This is a genomic window from Pseudobacteroides cellulosolvens ATCC 35603 = DSM 2933, assembly GCF_001262605.1.
Taxonomy (GTDB): domain Bacteria; phylum Bacillota; class Clostridia; order Acetivibrionales; family DSM-2933; genus Pseudobacteroides; species Pseudobacteroides cellulosolvens.
Window position 1 is genome coordinate 5493955 of sequence record NZ_LGTC01000001.1, and the last position, 18178, is coordinate 5512132.

At 34.3% G+C, this 18178-nt stretch carries 18 protein-coding genes; 3 read left to right on the forward strand and 15 right to left on the reverse strand.

Annotated features, from left to right (window positions below):
* Positions 1-680: 680 nt before the first annotated feature.
* From Bccel_RS22720 to Bccel_RS22755, 8 genes are all read right to left on the reverse strand, one after another.
* Positions 681-1010, reverse strand: a complete 330-nt coding sequence (locus Bccel_RS22720) for a hypothetical protein (protein WP_036935569.1) — start codon at positions 1008-1010, stop codon at positions 681-683.
* Positions 1011-1136: 126 nt separating this feature from the next.
* On the reverse strand, positions 1137-1325 hold the full coding sequence (locus Bccel_RS22725) for a VOC family protein (RefSeq protein WP_050753755.1): 189 nt from the start codon (positions 1323-1325) through the stop codon (positions 1137-1139).
* A gap of 146 nt (positions 1326-1471) precedes the next feature.
* Positions 1472-2380: an AraC family transcriptional regulator gene (locus tag Bccel_RS22730; protein ID WP_036935568.1), complete on the reverse strand. Its 909-nt coding sequence runs from the start codon at positions 2378-2380 to the stop codon at positions 1472-1474.
* Between the two features lie 107 nt (positions 2381-2487).
* Positions 2488-2934 carry a histidine phosphatase family protein gene (locus tag Bccel_RS22735; protein WP_242853030.1) on the reverse strand — a complete coding sequence of 149 codons (447 nt, stop codon included), beginning with the start codon at positions 2932-2934 and terminating at the stop codon, positions 2488-2490.
* A 2-nt stretch (positions 2935-2936) separates the two neighbouring features.
* Positions 2937-3686, reverse strand: a complete 750-nt coding sequence (locus tag Bccel_RS22740; protein WP_036935564.1) for an AAA family ATPase — start codon at positions 3684-3686, stop codon at positions 2937-2939.
* A 12-nt stretch (positions 3687-3698) separates the two neighbouring features.
* Positions 3699-4598 (reverse strand): GNAT family N-acetyltransferase, encoded by a 900-nt coding sequence (locus Bccel_RS31760; protein WP_242853029.1) that lies wholly within the window; start codon positions 4596-4598, stop codon positions 3699-3701.
* Positions 4599-5037: 439 nt separating this feature from the next.
* Positions 5038-5820, reverse strand: a complete 783-nt coding sequence (locus Bccel_RS22750; protein WP_036935562.1) for a flavodoxin family protein — start codon at positions 5818-5820, stop codon at positions 5038-5040.
* A 17-nt stretch (positions 5821-5837) separates the two neighbouring features.
* Positions 5838-6719 (reverse strand): hypothetical protein, encoded by an 882-nt coding sequence (locus Bccel_RS22755; RefSeq protein WP_050753757.1) that lies wholly within the window; start codon positions 6717-6719, stop codon positions 5838-5840.
* A gap of 191 nt (positions 6720-6910) precedes the next feature.
* On the opposite strand from Bccel_RS22755, the gene Bccel_RS22760 reads away from it, so the two are divergent.
* The gene (locus Bccel_RS22760) at positions 6911-7417 is read left to right on the forward strand and encodes an RDD family protein (protein ID WP_050753758.1); all 507 of its coding nucleotides are present in this window, start codon (positions 6911-6913) and stop codon (positions 7415-7417) included.
* Between the two features lie 49 nt (positions 7418-7466).
* On the opposite strand, the gene Bccel_RS22765 is transcribed toward Bccel_RS22760, so the two are convergent.
* A complete protein-coding gene (locus Bccel_RS22765; RefSeq protein ID WP_081926693.1) occupies positions 7467-10244 on the reverse strand; it encodes a glycoside hydrolase family 9 protein in 2778 nt (925 codons plus the stop codon).
* 169 nt (positions 10245-10413) lie between these two features.
* A complete protein-coding gene (locus Bccel_RS22770) occupies positions 10414-10914 on the reverse strand; it encodes a DUF1648 domain-containing protein (RefSeq protein ID WP_036935560.1) in 501 nt (166 codons plus the stop codon).
* Between the two features lie 249 nt (positions 10915-11163).
* On the opposite strand from Bccel_RS22770, the gene Bccel_RS22775 reads away from it, so the two are divergent.
* Positions 11164-11637: a DinB family protein gene (locus Bccel_RS22775; protein WP_036935558.1), complete on the forward strand. Its 474-nt coding sequence runs from the start codon at positions 11164-11166 to the stop codon at positions 11635-11637.
* A 36-nt stretch (positions 11638-11673) separates the two neighbouring features.
* Here the strand turns inward: Bccel_RS22775 and Bccel_RS22780 are convergent, their stop codons facing one another.
* A complete protein-coding gene (locus tag Bccel_RS22780; RefSeq protein WP_036935556.1) occupies positions 11674-12036 on the reverse strand; it encodes a VOC family protein in 363 nt (120 codons plus the stop codon).
* A 407-nt stretch (positions 12037-12443) separates the two neighbouring features.
* Here Bccel_RS22780 and Bccel_RS22785 point away from each other — a divergent pair, with 407 nt between their 5' ends.
* Positions 12444-13766, forward strand: a complete 1323-nt coding sequence (locus Bccel_RS22785) for a prolyl oligopeptidase family serine peptidase (RefSeq protein WP_036935554.1) — start codon at positions 12444-12446, stop codon at positions 13764-13766.
* 48 nt (positions 13767-13814) lie between these two features.
* Here Bccel_RS22785 and Bccel_RS22790 read toward each other — a convergent pair whose 3' ends face one another.
* The 4 genes from Bccel_RS22790 to Bccel_RS22805 all read right to left on the reverse strand — a co-directional run bounded on the left by Bccel_RS22790 (position 13815) and on the right by Bccel_RS22805 (position 17948).
* Positions 13815-15059 (reverse strand): MFS transporter, encoded by a 1245-nt coding sequence (locus Bccel_RS22790; protein ID WP_152966075.1) that lies wholly within the window; start codon positions 15057-15059, stop codon positions 13815-13817.
* Positions 15060-15449: 390 nt separating this feature from the next.
* The gene (locus Bccel_RS22795; RefSeq protein WP_036935552.1) at positions 15450-15905 is read right to left on the reverse strand and encodes a GyrI-like domain-containing protein; all 456 of its coding nucleotides are present in this window, start codon (positions 15903-15905) and stop codon (positions 15450-15452) included.
* A gap of 76 nt (positions 15906-15981) precedes the next feature.
* Positions 15982-16575 (reverse strand): DNA-3-methyladenine glycosylase I, encoded by a 594-nt coding sequence (locus Bccel_RS22800; protein WP_036935550.1) that lies wholly within the window; start codon positions 16573-16575, stop codon positions 15982-15984.
* 14 nt (positions 16576-16589) lie between these two features.
* Entirely contained in the window at positions 16590-17948 is a 1359-nt protein-coding gene (locus tag Bccel_RS22805) for an alpha/beta fold hydrolase (RefSeq protein WP_081926691.1), read from the reverse strand.
* Positions 17949-18178 lie beyond the last annotated feature (230 nt).

Below are 18178 nucleotides of genomic sequence, written 5' to 3' on the forward strand. Positions count from 1 at the left end.
TCTTAATAGCTTAAATCCTTAATAGTACTTTGAAATTAAGGATTTAAGCTGAGTTTATATTAAGTTATGGAACTGTTTTCACTTTTATATAAGGAAAAATTTTAAAAATATTGTTTAAGAATTAATATAGATGGTAAATAAATAATACAATCATTAAATGATTGGCAAACAAATTACCAGGAAAGGAATGGGTCCAATGAACTAGGGCAAAACCATAAAAGGTAATAGAAAATAAGAGGACAAGTAGTTGATTAAGAATCAATACCAGTTAAATGTAGTAAATTAAAGGGTTAGATATGAGTTATAGGTATCTGACCTTTTAATTTACCATTCAATCTAAAAGTCTTCATTCCACAAGAGACGTTGCAAAAACTGGTACCTTGTAGAGCATACCCACTGTTTGCTTCATGCATATTTTTATATTCCCTTCTACTGTAAATGTAATCCTCGATATATTCAACCATCCATACGAAGTATATGTATCTTTTGAAAGAAGATTTTTCGCCACTATATAACCTGTACATAGCAGAATTGCAAAATGGTAATCAATACTATTGATTTTCTATTTATAATTTTATTCATACATTTCACAATCCCTTATAAATTTTCATATTACAAATGATAGTGTTCTTAGGCATAATTTCTTGCAACTTTTTGTAAACAATTTCATCAAAAACAATTCATTTAACAGGAGCAATAGTGCTATCATTTATAACTGGAGGATTCATAAAAATATCATCCTTCATATCTGGTGCCGGCAGTATTATCAGAAACTGCTTTGTTCCATCAGCATTTTCTACGCAATATTTAACTTCTTTATTTTGAGAATCACCAAGCGTAGGATTAGCAGTGGGGCTAGGGGTAGGAATTGGGATAGATAAATTAGTAGATTGCAGTGAGTTCCCTAATCTGTACTTATGCTGCTTATCCTCTTTAGCAATATTTGTTCCAGGTATTATAATTACGGAAGTTACAACAAACACAGCTAGCAAAGCTTTATATATTTTCATATTTATTCCCCTCGTCAAATAAGGTTTATAATATTTGACGAGAGAGTCTTCAATTATGTTCCATATAATCAATATAATCCTGGTCAAAGTTATCACTTTCTAGACAAAAATGGAATCCCTGATTTGTTATATCAGTGGCATGTGTATCAACTCTAAAACGTTATCACCCAATTTAAGATAAACTATCTTTTCTATTGTAGGTACAGGAACATCGTTTTCATAATATTTTTTGAAGCCAAAGTGCTCTTCATAAAAATTTATAGATTTAAAACGGTCCTTAACAGTAAATGCTATATGGTCTATTGGCTTAAACATATTTTGCCTCCAAATGTTGTCGTATATATAACAATCAATTATTGTTATTGATATAGTTATTATCCCACATTATTTTCATAATTAAAATATAGTAAAAAGCAAAAAAACACACCCTATATAGATGTGTTTTTTAACCAAAATATTTTCTATTTATTTAACTCCCTGACCGGTCTTGCTTCTATATATCCCCTATAGCCTTCCGGTGCAAGCTGAAATCTTGGAGCCTCATCATCAGCCCAATCAAAGCCATAAATTTGAGGGTTGTATTTTTTCATTACTTCCCATAAATCTTCAATTGCTTCTTCAAACTTTTCATCATCATACGGTTCACCCTGGAAAACCATCATTTTACAAGGCGGCAACTCTATAATCTCAAACCCCTCAGGTATTTTTCCTGCATAATCCTGAGGTATTTCTACTCCTTGCACATATTTGGATGTTCCTGGCTTAATCATGTTATCAGGCAGCCACATGCCCACAGGCTCATACATTGCCTCCTTTATGCTGCACAGCATCCCCCAGATATCACACCCAACCTCTTCACAATACTCAAAATAGTGTGTAGCCTTGATTCCTCTTTTCAGTATCAATTTCCTCGCAGGCCTCTCAACCACCTGCACAAAAACTGTGCTTGTTGCTTTTTTCTCAGACATTTTCATCTCTCCTTTATGCAGAGTAAGGTAATAATCACGTATACGATAGGGCATGAATAGTTGTATTGGCTCAGGACTATCACTGTATCTTTTGGGAGATACTCCAAACTGTTTAATGAAAGCTCTTGTAAACCCTTCATGTGAGTCAAATACAAAGTCAAACGCCACATCAATAACTTTTATCTGATTGTCCCTCAGCAATAAGGCGGCTTTGCTTAGCCTTAAAGCTCTGATATATTCAAATGGTGTCTTACCTATAAGCTCTTTAAAGATTCTTGCACAATGCCACTGTGAATATCCTGCTGCCTTAGCCAACTGGCTTAATGTTATTGGTGAATTTATATTGTCATTAATATAGTCCTGCATTCGCTGCACTGCATCAACCAATTCCCATCGTTCCATGCTATCACCTCCTTGACTATAGGATATCATTCCAGTGTCTGTTTTTCTTGACCTCGCTTGCTAATAATAGATGATGTCCTTTTCTAAAGGGTTCCAGCCCATTATGATCAACCTTCAAACACCTTCTGAACAATTAACAATTCCTCTTTACCTGTGCAATTTATTCCTTCAAAATCAAGACGGATTATGTAAGGCATATAATCAATAATTCTTAAAAAATCATCATAACAATATGCCGGATTGAAATAATTGAAAATGGAGCTAAGTGCAGTGCCATGAGTTCCAATAACTATACTTTTACCGTTATGATTATTCAATACCTCCAATAGTGCCTCAATATTACGCTTTTGCACCATGCGAATTGATTCTCCGCCTTCTTCATGATAATCAAAATCGCTCCACCGCTTCCGGATCATATCAAGTCCATTGCCATTTATGCCTTTTTCCCGCTCTCTAAACCTCTCATCTGTAACAATATCCATTCCGTGTGCCCTTGCACTTTCTTCTATTGTATCAAAGCTTCTTTTATAAGGGCTTGATAAATAGCAATCCACTTTTAATCTAATAATATATCAATCATTTTTTGTGTATTATTGAGAAATGCTTTAGTAACCTGATAATGTTCAGTTTCTTCATATTTTACAACCTTTAGTTCTTCCTTTATTTCATATATTATAGAGTTAGGGTATGCCATTATTATTGGTGAGTGAGTAGCAATTAAAAACTGTGAGCCCTTTTCTACCAATTCATGCATCCTGCTAATCATAGTCATTTGCCTGGTAGGAGACAAAGCCGCTTCAGGTTCGTCCAATATATATAATCCATTTCCAGTGAATTTGTTCATGAAAATTGCAAGAAAGGATTCCCCATGGGATTGTTCGTGTAAAGAACGGCCTCCATATGAATCAATTATTTTAGGGCCACTAAATTCTTTATCCAACTTGTCAATATTTGATGCCACATTGTACAAACTTTCCGCCCGAAGAAAAAACCCGTTCCTTGGCCTTTTCACTCCTTTTACAATTCTGATAAAGTCGTATAGATCAGAGTGAGTGCTTGCTGTGGAAAAATTAAAATTTTTTGTTCCCCCTTCAGGATTGAATCCATACGCTACTGCAATGGCTTCAAGTATTGTTGACTTTCCGCTCCCGTTTTCACCAACTATAAAAGTGACATTTGGATGGAACTTCATTTCTTTTAGGCTTTTGACCATAGGGAGACAAAACGGATACCTGTCAAAGGATGTTATTTTGTCATTTCGCAGCTCTGCACTTCTTATATATTGATTAATATTTTCTAATCCCATCGGCTTATCACCTCATTTCACTTCAATCCAATATACATTCATTTGTTTACCATCAACATACTGCTTTGATTCAGTAAGTTTGCCGCCACATTTAACAATTGTCTTGATGGATGCTATATTATCCGCGTAGCACCCAAGCATTACCCTATTTAAGGATAAGGATTTTGCATATTCAAGTGCCATTTTCAGCATAGATGTTGCATAACCCTTTCTCCTTTCACTCGGTCGTACAGCATAACCAATATGGCCACCATAGTCCGCTAAAAATTTATTGTTCAGATTGTGCCTTACATCTATCATCCCAATAATTTTATTATCACTTTTCCTTACAGCAAAAAACGTACTAGCTGCAACCCAGTCATTGCTGACAGTTGCAGGGTTTCTATTTCTCTCATTATTATCAAACCACTTCTTATAATCCATTTGATCAAAAAGAGCACTTCCGTTTATAACCCTCTCATTGTTCTCAAAGAATTCATCTTTGAATTGGTTAGCCATAGATTCATGCTCAATTGTTGGTAACTCTAAAGTAATATCTGTCATATTATCACCTTCCAATTCCAATTCCTTTTGCAACTTTTTGGGCAATTTTCTAACTACAGTTGAATAAGAATGATCTATCATTGCTTTCAATTCATCACCAGAAACCATGCCGTTAAGGTGGATTGTATTAAAATACGGCTGTAAATTCCTAGGACAATGATAACCCCGTACAACTGTATCTGGGTATGAATTGCGGTAAAACTCTCCAGTCATCCTATCACAGTTAAGTGTAATTTTACAGTCATCTTTATGTGGATACATTTGAGCAAACAACCTCTTTTGAACCTTTACACAAATAGGTATGCTCCCAAAAGGAAAATCAATATAAGCCCCTGGCTTTGACAAGCAATAGTTTATTATTTCATCCATTGTCATAACACCTATTCACTCCAATTCAATATTTTCATTTTTTTATGGCTGCTATTCATATTTTAAACTTATAATCCGGTACTTGCCTGCTTAATTTATATTTATCATATGGAAAGCAAAGTACCAAGTTTTCCATCCATTGTAAGATTCTACACTTATACAATATACATTATCAAAAGTCCTATGAATTTTCAATGAATAGAATCGAGCTTTAAAATTCATTTCAGAAATGAAGCAAACATCTTTATTTATGTGTTATGATAGGAGACACATAATGTATTCTTTTGAATATGACTTTTATCCGAAGTTGATAAATATCGATGTTAATGATTTTATAAATAATAAACTATCATTCTTTTTAGGTTCTTTAATGAGAAATGGACAAATTGTTTATCAGGATTGGAACATTGTACAAATAAATAATATAAAAGGATCTCTTTTACTTCCCTTTAGTTATCATCCGTTTTGCAAATTTATCACAAAGCACCCCAATCGTATATTTGAATGGGTTTAGTTTAACATCATAGTAATAGTTGGATTCCCCCCAACCCATCCTGCTATAATACTCTTTATCGGGTAGAAGTGCGTCATTACTATATTTCATGGCTGCTCTTGTCATTCTGAAGATTATTAGTTTGAATAATGACGGGCTTTTTATCTTAGCTTTATCAGTTTGGGCCAGGAATTTTTCAACAGTCGATCTAATCAGTTGCTTATCCTTTTGCAACAACTGAGATGGATTAGCTTTATTAGCATAAACCCCTCCGGTAACAGCTATACCTTTTATCCCCCGCATACCCCAAAATTCCATAACTTCATTAACATAATCTGCGATTTTCTTTCCTCCATAAACTCCCTGTACAATTATAGGTAAACAAACTTTATGAAATAACCTGGGTCTATGAAATACATATGAAAGCCTGTCAAAAAGATTTTTTAGATTTGCCGGTACACTTAGAGCATAGTTTGGAATCACATATATTATACCGTCAGCCCATATAAATTTTTCTAAAGCTTTTACAGCATCATCACTTCTCAGAGGACATTTTGAACTCCCTGCAATAAGGCAAGCTGCACAGCCTTTGCACAAATTAATAGTAAGATTCCTCAAGGTAAGGACTTCATATTCATACTTTCCGGCAAGATCCTTTACAATGTCATCACTAATAGATTTGCAAAAACCATTCCTTGGACTAGCCTCAATAATTAATATTTTTTTCATTTTAATCATTCCTATTCTTAGCCCAACCGATTTTCGGAAGGAACCTTTATATTTTTCATCAATAGAACCAATGCAAAAACAGCTAATATGTCAAAAAACGAAAAAACACCAACCTCGACCATATTCACACTAACATTATCCATTGCTAAATATACCATTCCAGCCGTAATCGAAGCTAATAAAGTAATGCCCTTAATTATGACGATGGATGACAATAAATAACCCAGCGGCTTTTTTTTAATAATCAATACCCCTGATAAAACAGCAGTGGGAACTACAAACCCCAAATCCATTCCTTGAATTACCAAGGTAGTGTAATGTTCAAGGCCAACTGGCACAGCATCGGAAAAAATTGACGGAGCGATTTTCCCCAACCATAACATACCTACTGCAAAAGCAATAAATATTTGGAACCCACCTAAGAATTTTATCGGTAGCCTTTTATCAAAATATAAGCTAATGTTTTCCATATCAAATGACATCATTAATAGAATAAATATAAACAGGCTGCTCGACATTAAAAAAACATAAACGATAAAAAGAGGATTATACATCCATAAGAATGTGTATGACATGTAGGTATAAAGGAAATAACCTATTGTTCCCGTCAGAATTAACCTTCCTCGAAAAGATCTTCTATTTGCAAAGTATAGGGAAATCAAAAGTACCGGTATGCCCAAGACCAATGTAACTATATCAATTGCTTTACCTTGAGCTGTAATTGATACAGAATCATTTTTATAAATGCCCGAGCCTGTAATTTTTATAATTTCGTTGTTAATGGATTTAAACTCATATTGACCATTTCCACCTTTCCAAAACAAGCCCGCTAAGCTGCAAACTAAAGACCCTATCACTATCAACAAAACAAGAATATTAATTAAATTCTTATTTTTCATAGGACACCTCTCTTTTCGTATATTGCTGATATTTTATAGAAGCTGATTACTGAAATGCCTATTTTTAGTATAGCATTATTACCAGCATAGGCATAGCTGTATTCTGTTACTGTATAAATCCATTCTATAGAAAATTTAGTTTTATAGTGATAAAATAGGTAATAAAGTGATTTGACAAATAGGAGGAAGCAATGCACTGTCCAAAATGTGGGTGTAAGTATCAAGATGGCTTTAAAATATGCAATGATTGTAATATCGCTTTGGAAAATAACAAGCCAAAATTCATTGTTGAAGAAGAAAAAAATGTTGATTCATTTACAAGGCTCTTGGCATCATTACTAGATTTATTAATTATTTGCGGGGTTATTGGAGCTTTATATTATTTAAATAATTTCTTTGTAAAGTTTGAACTTGACGAAGTAACAACATATCAAATAATATTCTTATTTCTCTCACTATGGTTATATAATGCATTATTTGAAAGTTCAAAATTTAAAGGAACTATTGGAAAAATTATCTGTAAAACTTGTGTAGTAGATAAGAATTGCAATAGAATTTCATTTTCAAGAGCAACAGTTCGTTTTATTTTGAGGGCCATTCTTGGATTGTCTATTATAAAACAAATGTTTAGCCATACGGGAAGCAGAAACTTCTGGTATGATTCCATATCAGATACGAGAATAGTTTATAAGAAGTAAAAACCCACAAAGGTAATGTCTCATCCCTTTGTGGGTTTCTTATACTTGTTTATTCTACAATAATTTCAGGATATTCTTCTGATACGGCACCAAAATTAACAGCTAGTTGAATAACATCTTTAATATTTATCGAATCATCCATATCAAAATCACATACAGGATTATATTGCTCTTCACCCTTTACTGTGTTGAAGACTTTTGCAATTTCCACAACATCCTTCATGTTTATTGCACCATCCTGCATGCCGCTTGAATTTGGAATATCTCCGGCCAGCATTACAACGGGTGAAGAAGCACTTCCTATAATATGATTTTTGCTTCCCAATAAATCTTTTATATTTCTTGTTAGATATCCGGGCTTTGATATGCTCAAGTTGTAAAATCCTCTTATCATATTTACGTTTTCCAACTTAAAAAATCCATTTGTACCTGATGTTGTTGCAGTAAAACTGTAACCGCCGCTTGATTTCAATTCAACCTTAAACCCTTCATTTATATAACTGTTCACAGACTCTACACTGGACTTCACATAACCTGAAACTGTTATTTTATCTGCTGCAGGTGCGGTGTTATTAGCAAACGCTGCCATAAATACCAATGCTGAATTCCAGTAAACTGTGTGTTCATTTGCCACCCAGTCATTTGAACTTCTTGCATAGCACTTTGCAGCAAACCTTGATAATCCTGCACCTTCAAAAGCATTAGGTCCGCCAGGCATATATCCGTCAGGTATTCCAGCCTTACCATCGTTGTTGTATATGTTACTGAAAACACCTTTTGTGGAGTCTTCACCATAACCTGAAACAAAGCTATATCTAAGAGGGTTTGTACCAAGCAGCCAGTTAAGTGAACCAAATCCCATTGTGCTTATGGATTCATTCGATTTTCCCAGCAGCTTTGCACCGATAATTGCATCCATTGGAGTATTCATAACCTGCATATTTATACCCCAGAAGTAATTTCCAGGAACAATAGCATTTTTCCATGGGTTATCATTATATCTTGTTACGATTTTATTTATCCATTTGTCATATTGAGTATTGATCCAGCCCTCAACCTGAGTATCTTTTGAATCTGCTTTGAGATAGCACATAAATGCTGTGTACCACATATCTCCCCAAGTATGCCCATAGCCATATGAATCTGTAAACTTTGATTCAAATTTTGTGTAGTTGTTTTTAAAATATGAGTGATATTTTTCATCAGATGTTGATCTGTACAGCGATGCTGCAGCCCAGAGCCTGTCACTGCTGTCATTGCTTACATTGTATGGACCAGGCGGTGATACTATGTTTGAAGGATTCTTCTCTAAAAACTCCCATGCCTTTTTAGCTGAATCAAGACATTGATCAGCAAATGTTTTGTCGTAATCCTTGTATAAAAGGTAGGACTGTGCCAAAATAGCCGCTGCACAAGCAGTATCGTCAGTTGTGCATCCATTTTGGTCCCTGATTATTCTTGCCTTAACATTTTCGTCACTATCTGACTGAACTCTTGGATAAAACCCACCGCTTGCAGCATCCTGCATTTTAAGCATCCATTCCAGTTCCCACCTGCATTCATCTAAAATATCAGGTATACTGTTTGTGCTTTCAGGTATGTTAAACTGATTGTCGGAAAACTGTGAAGGAAACATTTCATAAGCCCAGAAAAGATCTGAAAGTCCTGATGCCCCTGCATTTACATATTTCCCATAGTCACCGGCATCGTGCCATCCCTTTGAAACATCTACAGGTGATTTTTTGCCGGAAGCAAAGGATGCTATTGAATCCTGAGGAGTTTTATCACTTCTTGGGAACCCATCTGCATAAGGCTCTTCAAGCTCAATCCCCTGACGCTGATAGTAGAAATACCTTGCTGAGTCTGTTATGAGTTCCTTATAAATATCTTGTCCTATTTTAAACTTCGGCGAAGCATCAATGCCTGAAGCCGAAACAGTTATGTAATATTCACCGGGTGTTTTGAATTCGCTGAAATCGGCCTTTAATACCTTTTCACCTGAATCCACAGCTTCAAATTCTGAAACAAGGGTTAGATTTTTCTTAAATACAACAGTATTGTCAGATACTTTCTTCACCTGAAATTCTGTATCTTGGGAAGCAGTAAGATCTTCCGGAAACCCTGTAACCAGAGCATACTTCTCGCTTTCGGGTATGAAGCCCAACTGGTTGACCTTAATGGCAGGTGCTGCTTTCTCATTATCAGGAGAAGTTATTTTTATATCATTTAGCCAAACTGTAAATGGGCTGATATTAACCTTGTCTATAACCAGACATGTAACTGAGGATGGATCAAATTTTTCGTTAAGTGCTGTAATATCCTTAAGAGGTATTTTAACATGCTGCCAATCAGTTGTAGTCTCGATATATTTGGATACTGCAATTTTCACATCAACTTCAAGGCCTCCTGCACGTTCATAAACCTTATCCCTGAAGCCGATAACAAAATCTTCTCCTCCTTCTTTACCCTTTATGTTAAATTCTAAGTATCCATTTTGAACATATTGTGAAATGTCGTGAGAATTCCATCCCCTAAGTGTTAAAAGAGATACCCACCATCCTGAATTGACAGGCTTTGATATGTTAAGTCTCAGTGATGGTAGATCATTATAGGTTTCTGTAGTATCAAGCGGCAAGGTGCTGTCCACTGTTTCAATTTCCCCAGCTCCGCTTCCGGTCCAGCCTCCGACAGCAGTATTTTTAAATATCTGCACATCAAGCAATCTTCTGTAACCATCAGGTGGATTCGCTGCATTTGAATACACCGGAGGCACAATCATGGCAAAAATCAAAACAATTGCCAGTAAAAGTGTTAATTTTTTTCCCATCTTATCATTCCCCTTTATAAAATTATAAAATGAATTGCATATTGTAGATAACATATTTTCTGTCATCTACAATATATAAATAATTTTACCATCCTTTAAAGGTAATTTAAAGAAATCTTTATCAAATTATAGCAATTTGTGTAAGACGGGAAAAATTATAACTTCTGACCTATTTGCCCCTTATCATCCTGAAAGTAAAAAACGCAACCGTTCCGAAAAGAACAATAAGAACTACCGGTAAAAATGCAACACCTACTCCTTCCATTTTGCCTTCAGCTACCCAGACAGAAACCCACAACATATAGGAAAACAGTACTGTTATTTCTGTTTTAATAAATCTAATTAGGGTTCTTGAATTGGTATACTGGAATTTAGCATTGTCTTCAGTTATCTCACATAAATAATTAAAAATATGAGGAAATCTTCCTAATATAGTTAATAACGTATACAAAGCTAAATTCACAATAAACAGAGCATTCAAACCGCCTTTTCCGCCCCATCCGTCCGGCCTACCGCAAATTCCAAAATGTGTCGGAATTTTTTCCGGTAAGTCATTAAGCTTTAACATCATAAATATTGCTGTTCCAATAAAGACCATGGCACATATGCCTTCAATTATGATCTCCGGGATAGTTAAAGGAATTTTAAGTTTTGGTCTTGAACTCTTCATATGAATACCACCTGCTTTTTATATTTGTTATATTAGCACATTTATTATAATATCAATTATAACAATCTAATTAATGAGTATCAATTGCCGCATCCCCATATATCTTATATAAGAATACAAAAAATGAAAATCCATTTTATAGCATTCCGAGTAAAAAAGTGATATAATAAAAAATTGAGGAAAAATAGTTTGCTGTAAATACAAAAGAAAATAACAGATAAAAAACAGATACTTTGTGGAGGGATAGTTATGAAAATGTTAGCACAGCAAATGGAAGAATTAATAGAAAAATTTAAAAACGATTTTTATAATCTAGATGAAGAGATAACAACTGTTAAGATTTCTAGGGATAAGTGGTCCATTAAAGAAATAATCGGTCATTTAATCGACTCCGCATCAAATAATCATCAAAGATTCGTCAGAATGAAAATCTCAGAGGAAATAAGCTTTCCAGATTATAATAATGAAGAATGGCTTAAAGCACAGCACCATCAAAATATGAGATTTAATGAGTTAATGAATTTGTTTTATTTCTTTAATAAGCTTCTCATTGGAATTATTGAAGAAGTTGATGATAATCAATTAACACATAAATGGAAAGTAAAATGGTTTGAAGATAAAGATTTTATAACATTAGAAGAATTAATGATTCATTATGTCGACCATCTGAAGGGTCATTACCATCATGTGCATGAAAGGGTAGATGAACTAATTAATTTATAATTATGATGGAATCCCCTTCAAATAGCTTTACTAAGATTACATGCTTTGAACAAATTGTATTTTAATGTTGTTCGGATCCCTTACATAGAAAAATTTGATAGTGGGATTTGGCTGAAAAGGTCCGCTATCAATTTTTAATCCTTTCTCTTTTATAAACTCCATCATGTTATCAACAGAATCTACTTCAAAACCCAGCGTAATGCTGTTACATTCATTTAATACTTCGTTTTTTGCATTGCAAATAAGTTCAACTTTTGTTTCTCCATCACCCAAGAAACAAATCTCAGTTTCCGAACCGGCTGTAAACCTTTTATTAATAGGCAGTCCCACAATTTCTTGATAAAACCTTAAAGAGTCCTCCATATTTTTAACCGTAAGTGTACACCAACAAAATTTCATAATTCAATCGCTCCTCATGCAATTTTGAACAAAATCACGAATGATTTTGCAACCTTGATTTGTTGTCATAAGAAATTGTGGTGTAGAATATACCATAGTTTCCCAGACATTAAGAAAATTAATATTTGATGCTATATATATTTTTTACAATGATTCAGAACGACATTCATCTTATTTGTGTAAAAAACCACTACTCCGGTTAAATATATCAAAATTTTACATAAACTATTTATATAACATAATCTATGGATTATAATTAAGGCATGAATGAAAAATTATTCCGCTTTCTACGCGAGTGTTGACGAGCTAAGTCAACACAAAAGCCAAAATAATAGCGGAAGTTATTTTTTTGTTCGCAGCTATATACACAATGCTACAAGTACACTAAATTAAAGGGGGTAGAAGAAATGTCAAAAAGAATTAAAAACCCTGTTAGAATTGTAATGTTACTTATTCTAACAGCTGCTGTTACTCTATCTTTTAACATGAATGCGGCTGCCAGGCAAACACCGGTACGCCAAACTAACTATCGTACTGTTACAGAAATTTTTGATTGGGGTGCTGCATCTACAAAAGTAATTATTGATTTAGGTAAACCGGTAGTACAAGGTTCCGTAAGCAAGGACACTTTCACAGTATTTGTTTCAAGAAGTGATGCCAGAATTGCAACTCCATTATTGGAAGAAGGTTACAGGACAATAACAAAAGCTTATGTTTCCGATAGAAATGGAACCCCGGCTCTAGTGGGAAAATATGCAGTGTTAGAGATGGAAATTGGACCAAATGTGTCATTAAGTTCACCTATCAACTATTATGAAGGGTTTAATTCATGGATTGATTATAATTATAAAATTACTCAGGTAAAAGATATTGGTTTTGGTCCATGTAAAATTAAAGGTTTAGTAGTCAGTAAACATGCTGGAGAAACGAGAAAACTTGTTGATGATTTCTCAATAGGAAAATCATCTTATGATGATATCACTTTTACATATGCAGATTATAAACCCTCAAAAGACCATAAAAAGAATCCGTTAATTATATGGCTGCATGGCTGGGGAGAAGGCGGTACAGATGCAACCCTACCTCTTTCCGCTAACAAATCCGTAAACTTATCTTCAAAAGAAATTCAATCCTATTTTGGAGGAGCTTATGTCTTGGTTCCTCAGGCAAACACTTACTGGATGGATGGTTTTACAGGAATTGCAGATGGAACATCCAAATATGAAAAAGCACTTATGGCCTTTATAAAAGATTATGTTTCTAAAAACAAAGACATTGATCCAAACAGAGTTTATATTGGCGGATGCTCCAGCGGCGGGTATATGACAATGCTGATGATTCGCGATTATCCTGAATACTTTGCAGCTGCATTTCCAGTATGTGAAGGTTTAATAGATGTTTTAATCACCGATGAACAAATCCTGAAAATGAAAGATGTTCCAATATGGTTTACTGCTGCCAAGACAGACCCTACATTACCACCAGCGGAGTTTACAACACCTACTTACGAACGCTTAATCGATGTTGGGGCAAAAAATGTTTGCTATACTTTATTTGAAGATGTACACGATACTTCCGGCTTATATAAAAATGCCGATGGTACGGCCTTTGAATACGATGGACATTTTTCATGGATATATGTTTACAACAACGAATGTGAAACAACAATTAACGGTAAGACAACAACAATAATGGAATGGCTGGCATCAATGACATTAGATAATAGATGAAAGTCTAAAAGAGGTTGAGGGGTATCCCACAACCTCTTTTTATATAACTTATATTGGCTTTCCAGCATCGATCAGCACCTTGTCAACAAACATAAAAAACGACTCAATAAGCATTAGTATACCTGTACCAATTAATAACCATTCTATTTTTATAAAATCGGATACCGGTCCAAATACCAACATCCCTAATGGCATCATAATACTTGATATCATACTCAAAACACCAAATACCCTGCCTAGAAAATTCTCTTCTACTTTTTGCTGCAATAAAACAGTAAATGGTGTATTAAACATAGGCATGACAATTCCCACTAATCCCATGAAACTTAAATAAATCCAAAAAATCGGAGCAACTCCAAGGGCAAAAGTACCAAGTCCTGTTATTAGTGTAGATAGAACCATTGTGTGAATCTTATTCTTAAATCCACCCCAGAATGCCATAACGATACCGCCAAGCATCATACCCCCGGAAAATACAATCTCAATTGCTGTTAACCTCCAAACATCGCTGCCAAAACTTCGTGTCACCTGTAATGGCGTCAGAAATGCAATGGGAGCTGCTAATATAAAAAAGATTCCGCAATACATGAATATCTTCTTCACAAATCCATGATTTCTTATATACCTGTAGCCTTCATACATATCACTGAAATAGCTGGTCGTTTGCTTTTCCAATGCTTTTGCATGTGTAGGCACATGTAAAAACAAGAGCAATACCAAAACTGCCGAAGCTGCAGTAAAAACATCTATAAAAAATATAGTTTCCATGGTAGCTATTGTTAGTAATACACCGCTAAGCATGGGAGAAACCAGCATAATCATTGACTGTATACTGCTGTTTGCTGCATTCACCTTAGTAAGCTTATCCTCAGGTACAAGTTGAGGAATAAAAGCTCCTACAGCCGGCGTCTGAACAGCAGTTCCAAGAGCTCTTACTGCAGATACTACAAACAGTAACCAAGGTGCATCATATCCCATCATAAATAAAATAGCGATACCAAAGGTGGATAAAGCGATCATAGAATCGGACAAAATGATAAGTATTTTACGGTTATAACGGTCCGCCCACACCCCTGCAAACGGTGATAGGAAAAATGTCGGCAAAAATCCGCAAATAATTGATATTGTCATCATAACACCCGATTGTGTTTTCAATGTTATATACCATCCAATTGCGTATTGAACCAATGATGAGCCAAAAAGTGATATTGTCTGACTGGCCAAAAAGAGTATTATTTTTTTCTTCCAATCGGCATTTACTACATCTTGACCAATACTTTTTTCTTTAGACATATTTTTATTCCTCCTCAAAAGGCTGTAATTTCAAGCACATTACAAATTATTAATATCTATTATAGCCAGCTTCTATTTTAAAACATACAAAAAGAGGGTAGATTTTGTCTCACCCTCTATAACAATCCTTCAAGTGCATACCTATATGGCATATGCAATTATGAATTTTCCATTGTTAATAAAGTTTATCTTAAAAATAGGCAGACCAATCCTGATTACTCCACACACATGCAGAGTCTTTAAGAACTATTAAATTAGTTGCATAAAGTATTAAACCGGAATCTCATATAAATAGCACCCATTTTTAAGAAACCTCCATTCATGATATTCATCTATATAATACCACATATGTTTACGTTTTACAATTGCTGTGGGACTTTATTTCTCCTCTTAATTCAAAGAAATGTATATATGTATTTCCGCATTTTCCATATCGCTGCCTTGATATTCTTCAAAATCACAGCTATATTTTCTATCTAAGTCCATATTCCAAAGCTTAGTCCAAAATTCTGCAACCGCTTTTTGTGCATGTCCATAAATAATAAACTTTGCGTATTTCCCTGCAGGAATGATTTCGGATTGCACATTATCAGGCAGGGTTGAATTTTTATGTACTTCACAACAAACCATTACATCATATGCTCCATTGGTACCATTTTCATAATTTGTATAAAGCCCTATGCTTTTATTATTTTTCTTGCTGTCTATTGATTGATAAATTCCAGCTGCAAAAAACTTTTGCCATATCATACCAATATCATCACACATGTTTTTATCACTGTTACTGGTTCTAATTCTTAACCCTGCTACTACTTTTTCTTCAATCTGTACTAACTCGTAATTCATTATCATATACCTCTTTTCATATTTAATGAAGTCAGTATACTACTCTTAAGTTGACAACTGCATGTCATAAATATAATCATTTTTTTGATGTACCATCTATATCTATTTTATTATACAAAAAGCAGTCTGTTGTGTGGTCATTAACCATACCTATCGCTTGCATAAAAGCATATATAATGGTAGAACCGATAAACTTAAACCCAAGCTTTTTCATATCTTTGCTTATTTTATCAGAAAGGTTTGTAGAAGCAGGAATACTGGATATTTTATCCCACGAATTTACAATCTGATTATTTCCAACATAATTCCATATAAAAGCATCAAAGCTTCCATGCATGCTCTGCACCTTTTTAAAGCAAATTGCATTTTGTTTGACTGATTGAATTTTTAATCTATTTCTAATAATATCTTTATTTTGCATAAGAGCATCCATTTTGCAGTCATCATATTTAATTATCTTTTCTATATCGAAGTTATCAAATGCCTTCCTAAAGGCTTCCCTCTTTTTCAGAATAGTCAGCCAGCTAAGGCCTGCCTGCATACCCTCAAGAATAAGCATTTCAAAAAGCCTGTTATCGTCATGAAGCGGTCTCCCCCACTCCAAGTCGTGATATTTTTGATATATTTCATCATTTGTACACCATGCACATCGAACAATATTCTGATCCATTTTATACCTCACCCTTACTTGTTTTTTAAACTAATATTTATTAATGACTGAACAAATTTATCCGATTCATTTCTCCAGGGGTCATGGCCTGAATGTTCAAACCAAACCAGCTCTTTAAATGGAGCCATCAATTTATTATAATAATCCTCTGCTAAAACAGTAGGAGCGTTAATATCATGTCTGCCAATTAAAAAGTGTACAGGTACATCTATTTTAACTGCCTCATTTCGTAAATCCTTATTGTATAACTGAGGGTAAACATGGTTAAACGTAGTAACAACCCCTCTGAAATAGTTAATCTTATCGTAGATTCCATACTCAGGAGCACCAACTTCAGAAAATGTATTGTATCCTGCATTTGATATCTTAGGATTTCTAGCCATCTCGTTGCTCAAATACATTAAATAAGAGGCTGCCTTCCATGTAACATCACTTCCGTAATAGGGCGGCGGACCTTGCTTATTAAGTTTCTCAACAACATCCAAATCCCCGTTTTCCTTTGCCCGCTTTTTTGCTAGTTCATAATCCATCTTTTCTGTTTCCAGAAAATTTACCATCTGCCCTGTTCCAATAAATCCATAATAAAGTTCTGGGCGTTCTTTTACTAAAAATAATCCTAATGCACTTCCCCAAGACTCTCCTACCACATATACCTTATCTTTATTAAATCTCTTTTCTAAATATTTAGTAAGCTCTATTCCATCATTTATATAACGTTGAACTGTCAGTTCTTTTTTGTTAACAGCATTGAATGATTTCCCTGAACCCGGCTGGTCCCAATTTACAACAATAAAATGTTTCTCCAACTCTTTTAACTCGATTCTAGTTGCAGCTAATTGACTTCCCCCAGGCCCCCCTGCTAAAAATAACAATATAGGTTTTTGGGTGCTGTTTCCCCTAATTGTTATCCATTGTTTACTTCCATTGATGTCTATTTGACTAAGTTCAGCAATACTTCCTTCCAGTACTTTTCCTGAGTTGTCAAGAATAGGCGGTGTATAACTCATCTTTTGAGATAATGCTATTAAAATTAGAAGATTTATTACTAAAGTTACCGTCCAAGTTCCCAGCCGTCTTAATCTTAATATCAGTGAAGTTAAATTTCGTTTTCTTCTAAAAAATATCCAAATAAAAAATGTAAATAAACCAACTGCAATGAACATTACCAAAAATAAGACTAAAGCCAGAAAAATAATCCCGGAAAAAATCAACTCCGGGTTAACCGTCGCTGCTGTTCTCATTAAGTAAGGTCTAATGACCAATGTATAAACAGCCATTATAATTTGGATTGTCAAAGTGAATACCAAATTATGGCGTAGTATACACCATAACTTCCTAGACATTAAAAAAATTCTATTTTCATTAGATTTCATAATTCTCACCCCAGACCATATTGTAAGGTATATTATATACAAACACAACTATGATGGTAGGAATATTTAAAAAACTACTTTCATAAAATCCTCTTTGACTAATTATTTGCTTAAATATTTTCAACTTAATGCCTTCTATATGTTTTGCAATAATCATTTTACACTTTTTTATTGCAAAACATTTTCCTTGGTTCATATGTTGCGAAAAATTCTTTTTTATAATGCAAATG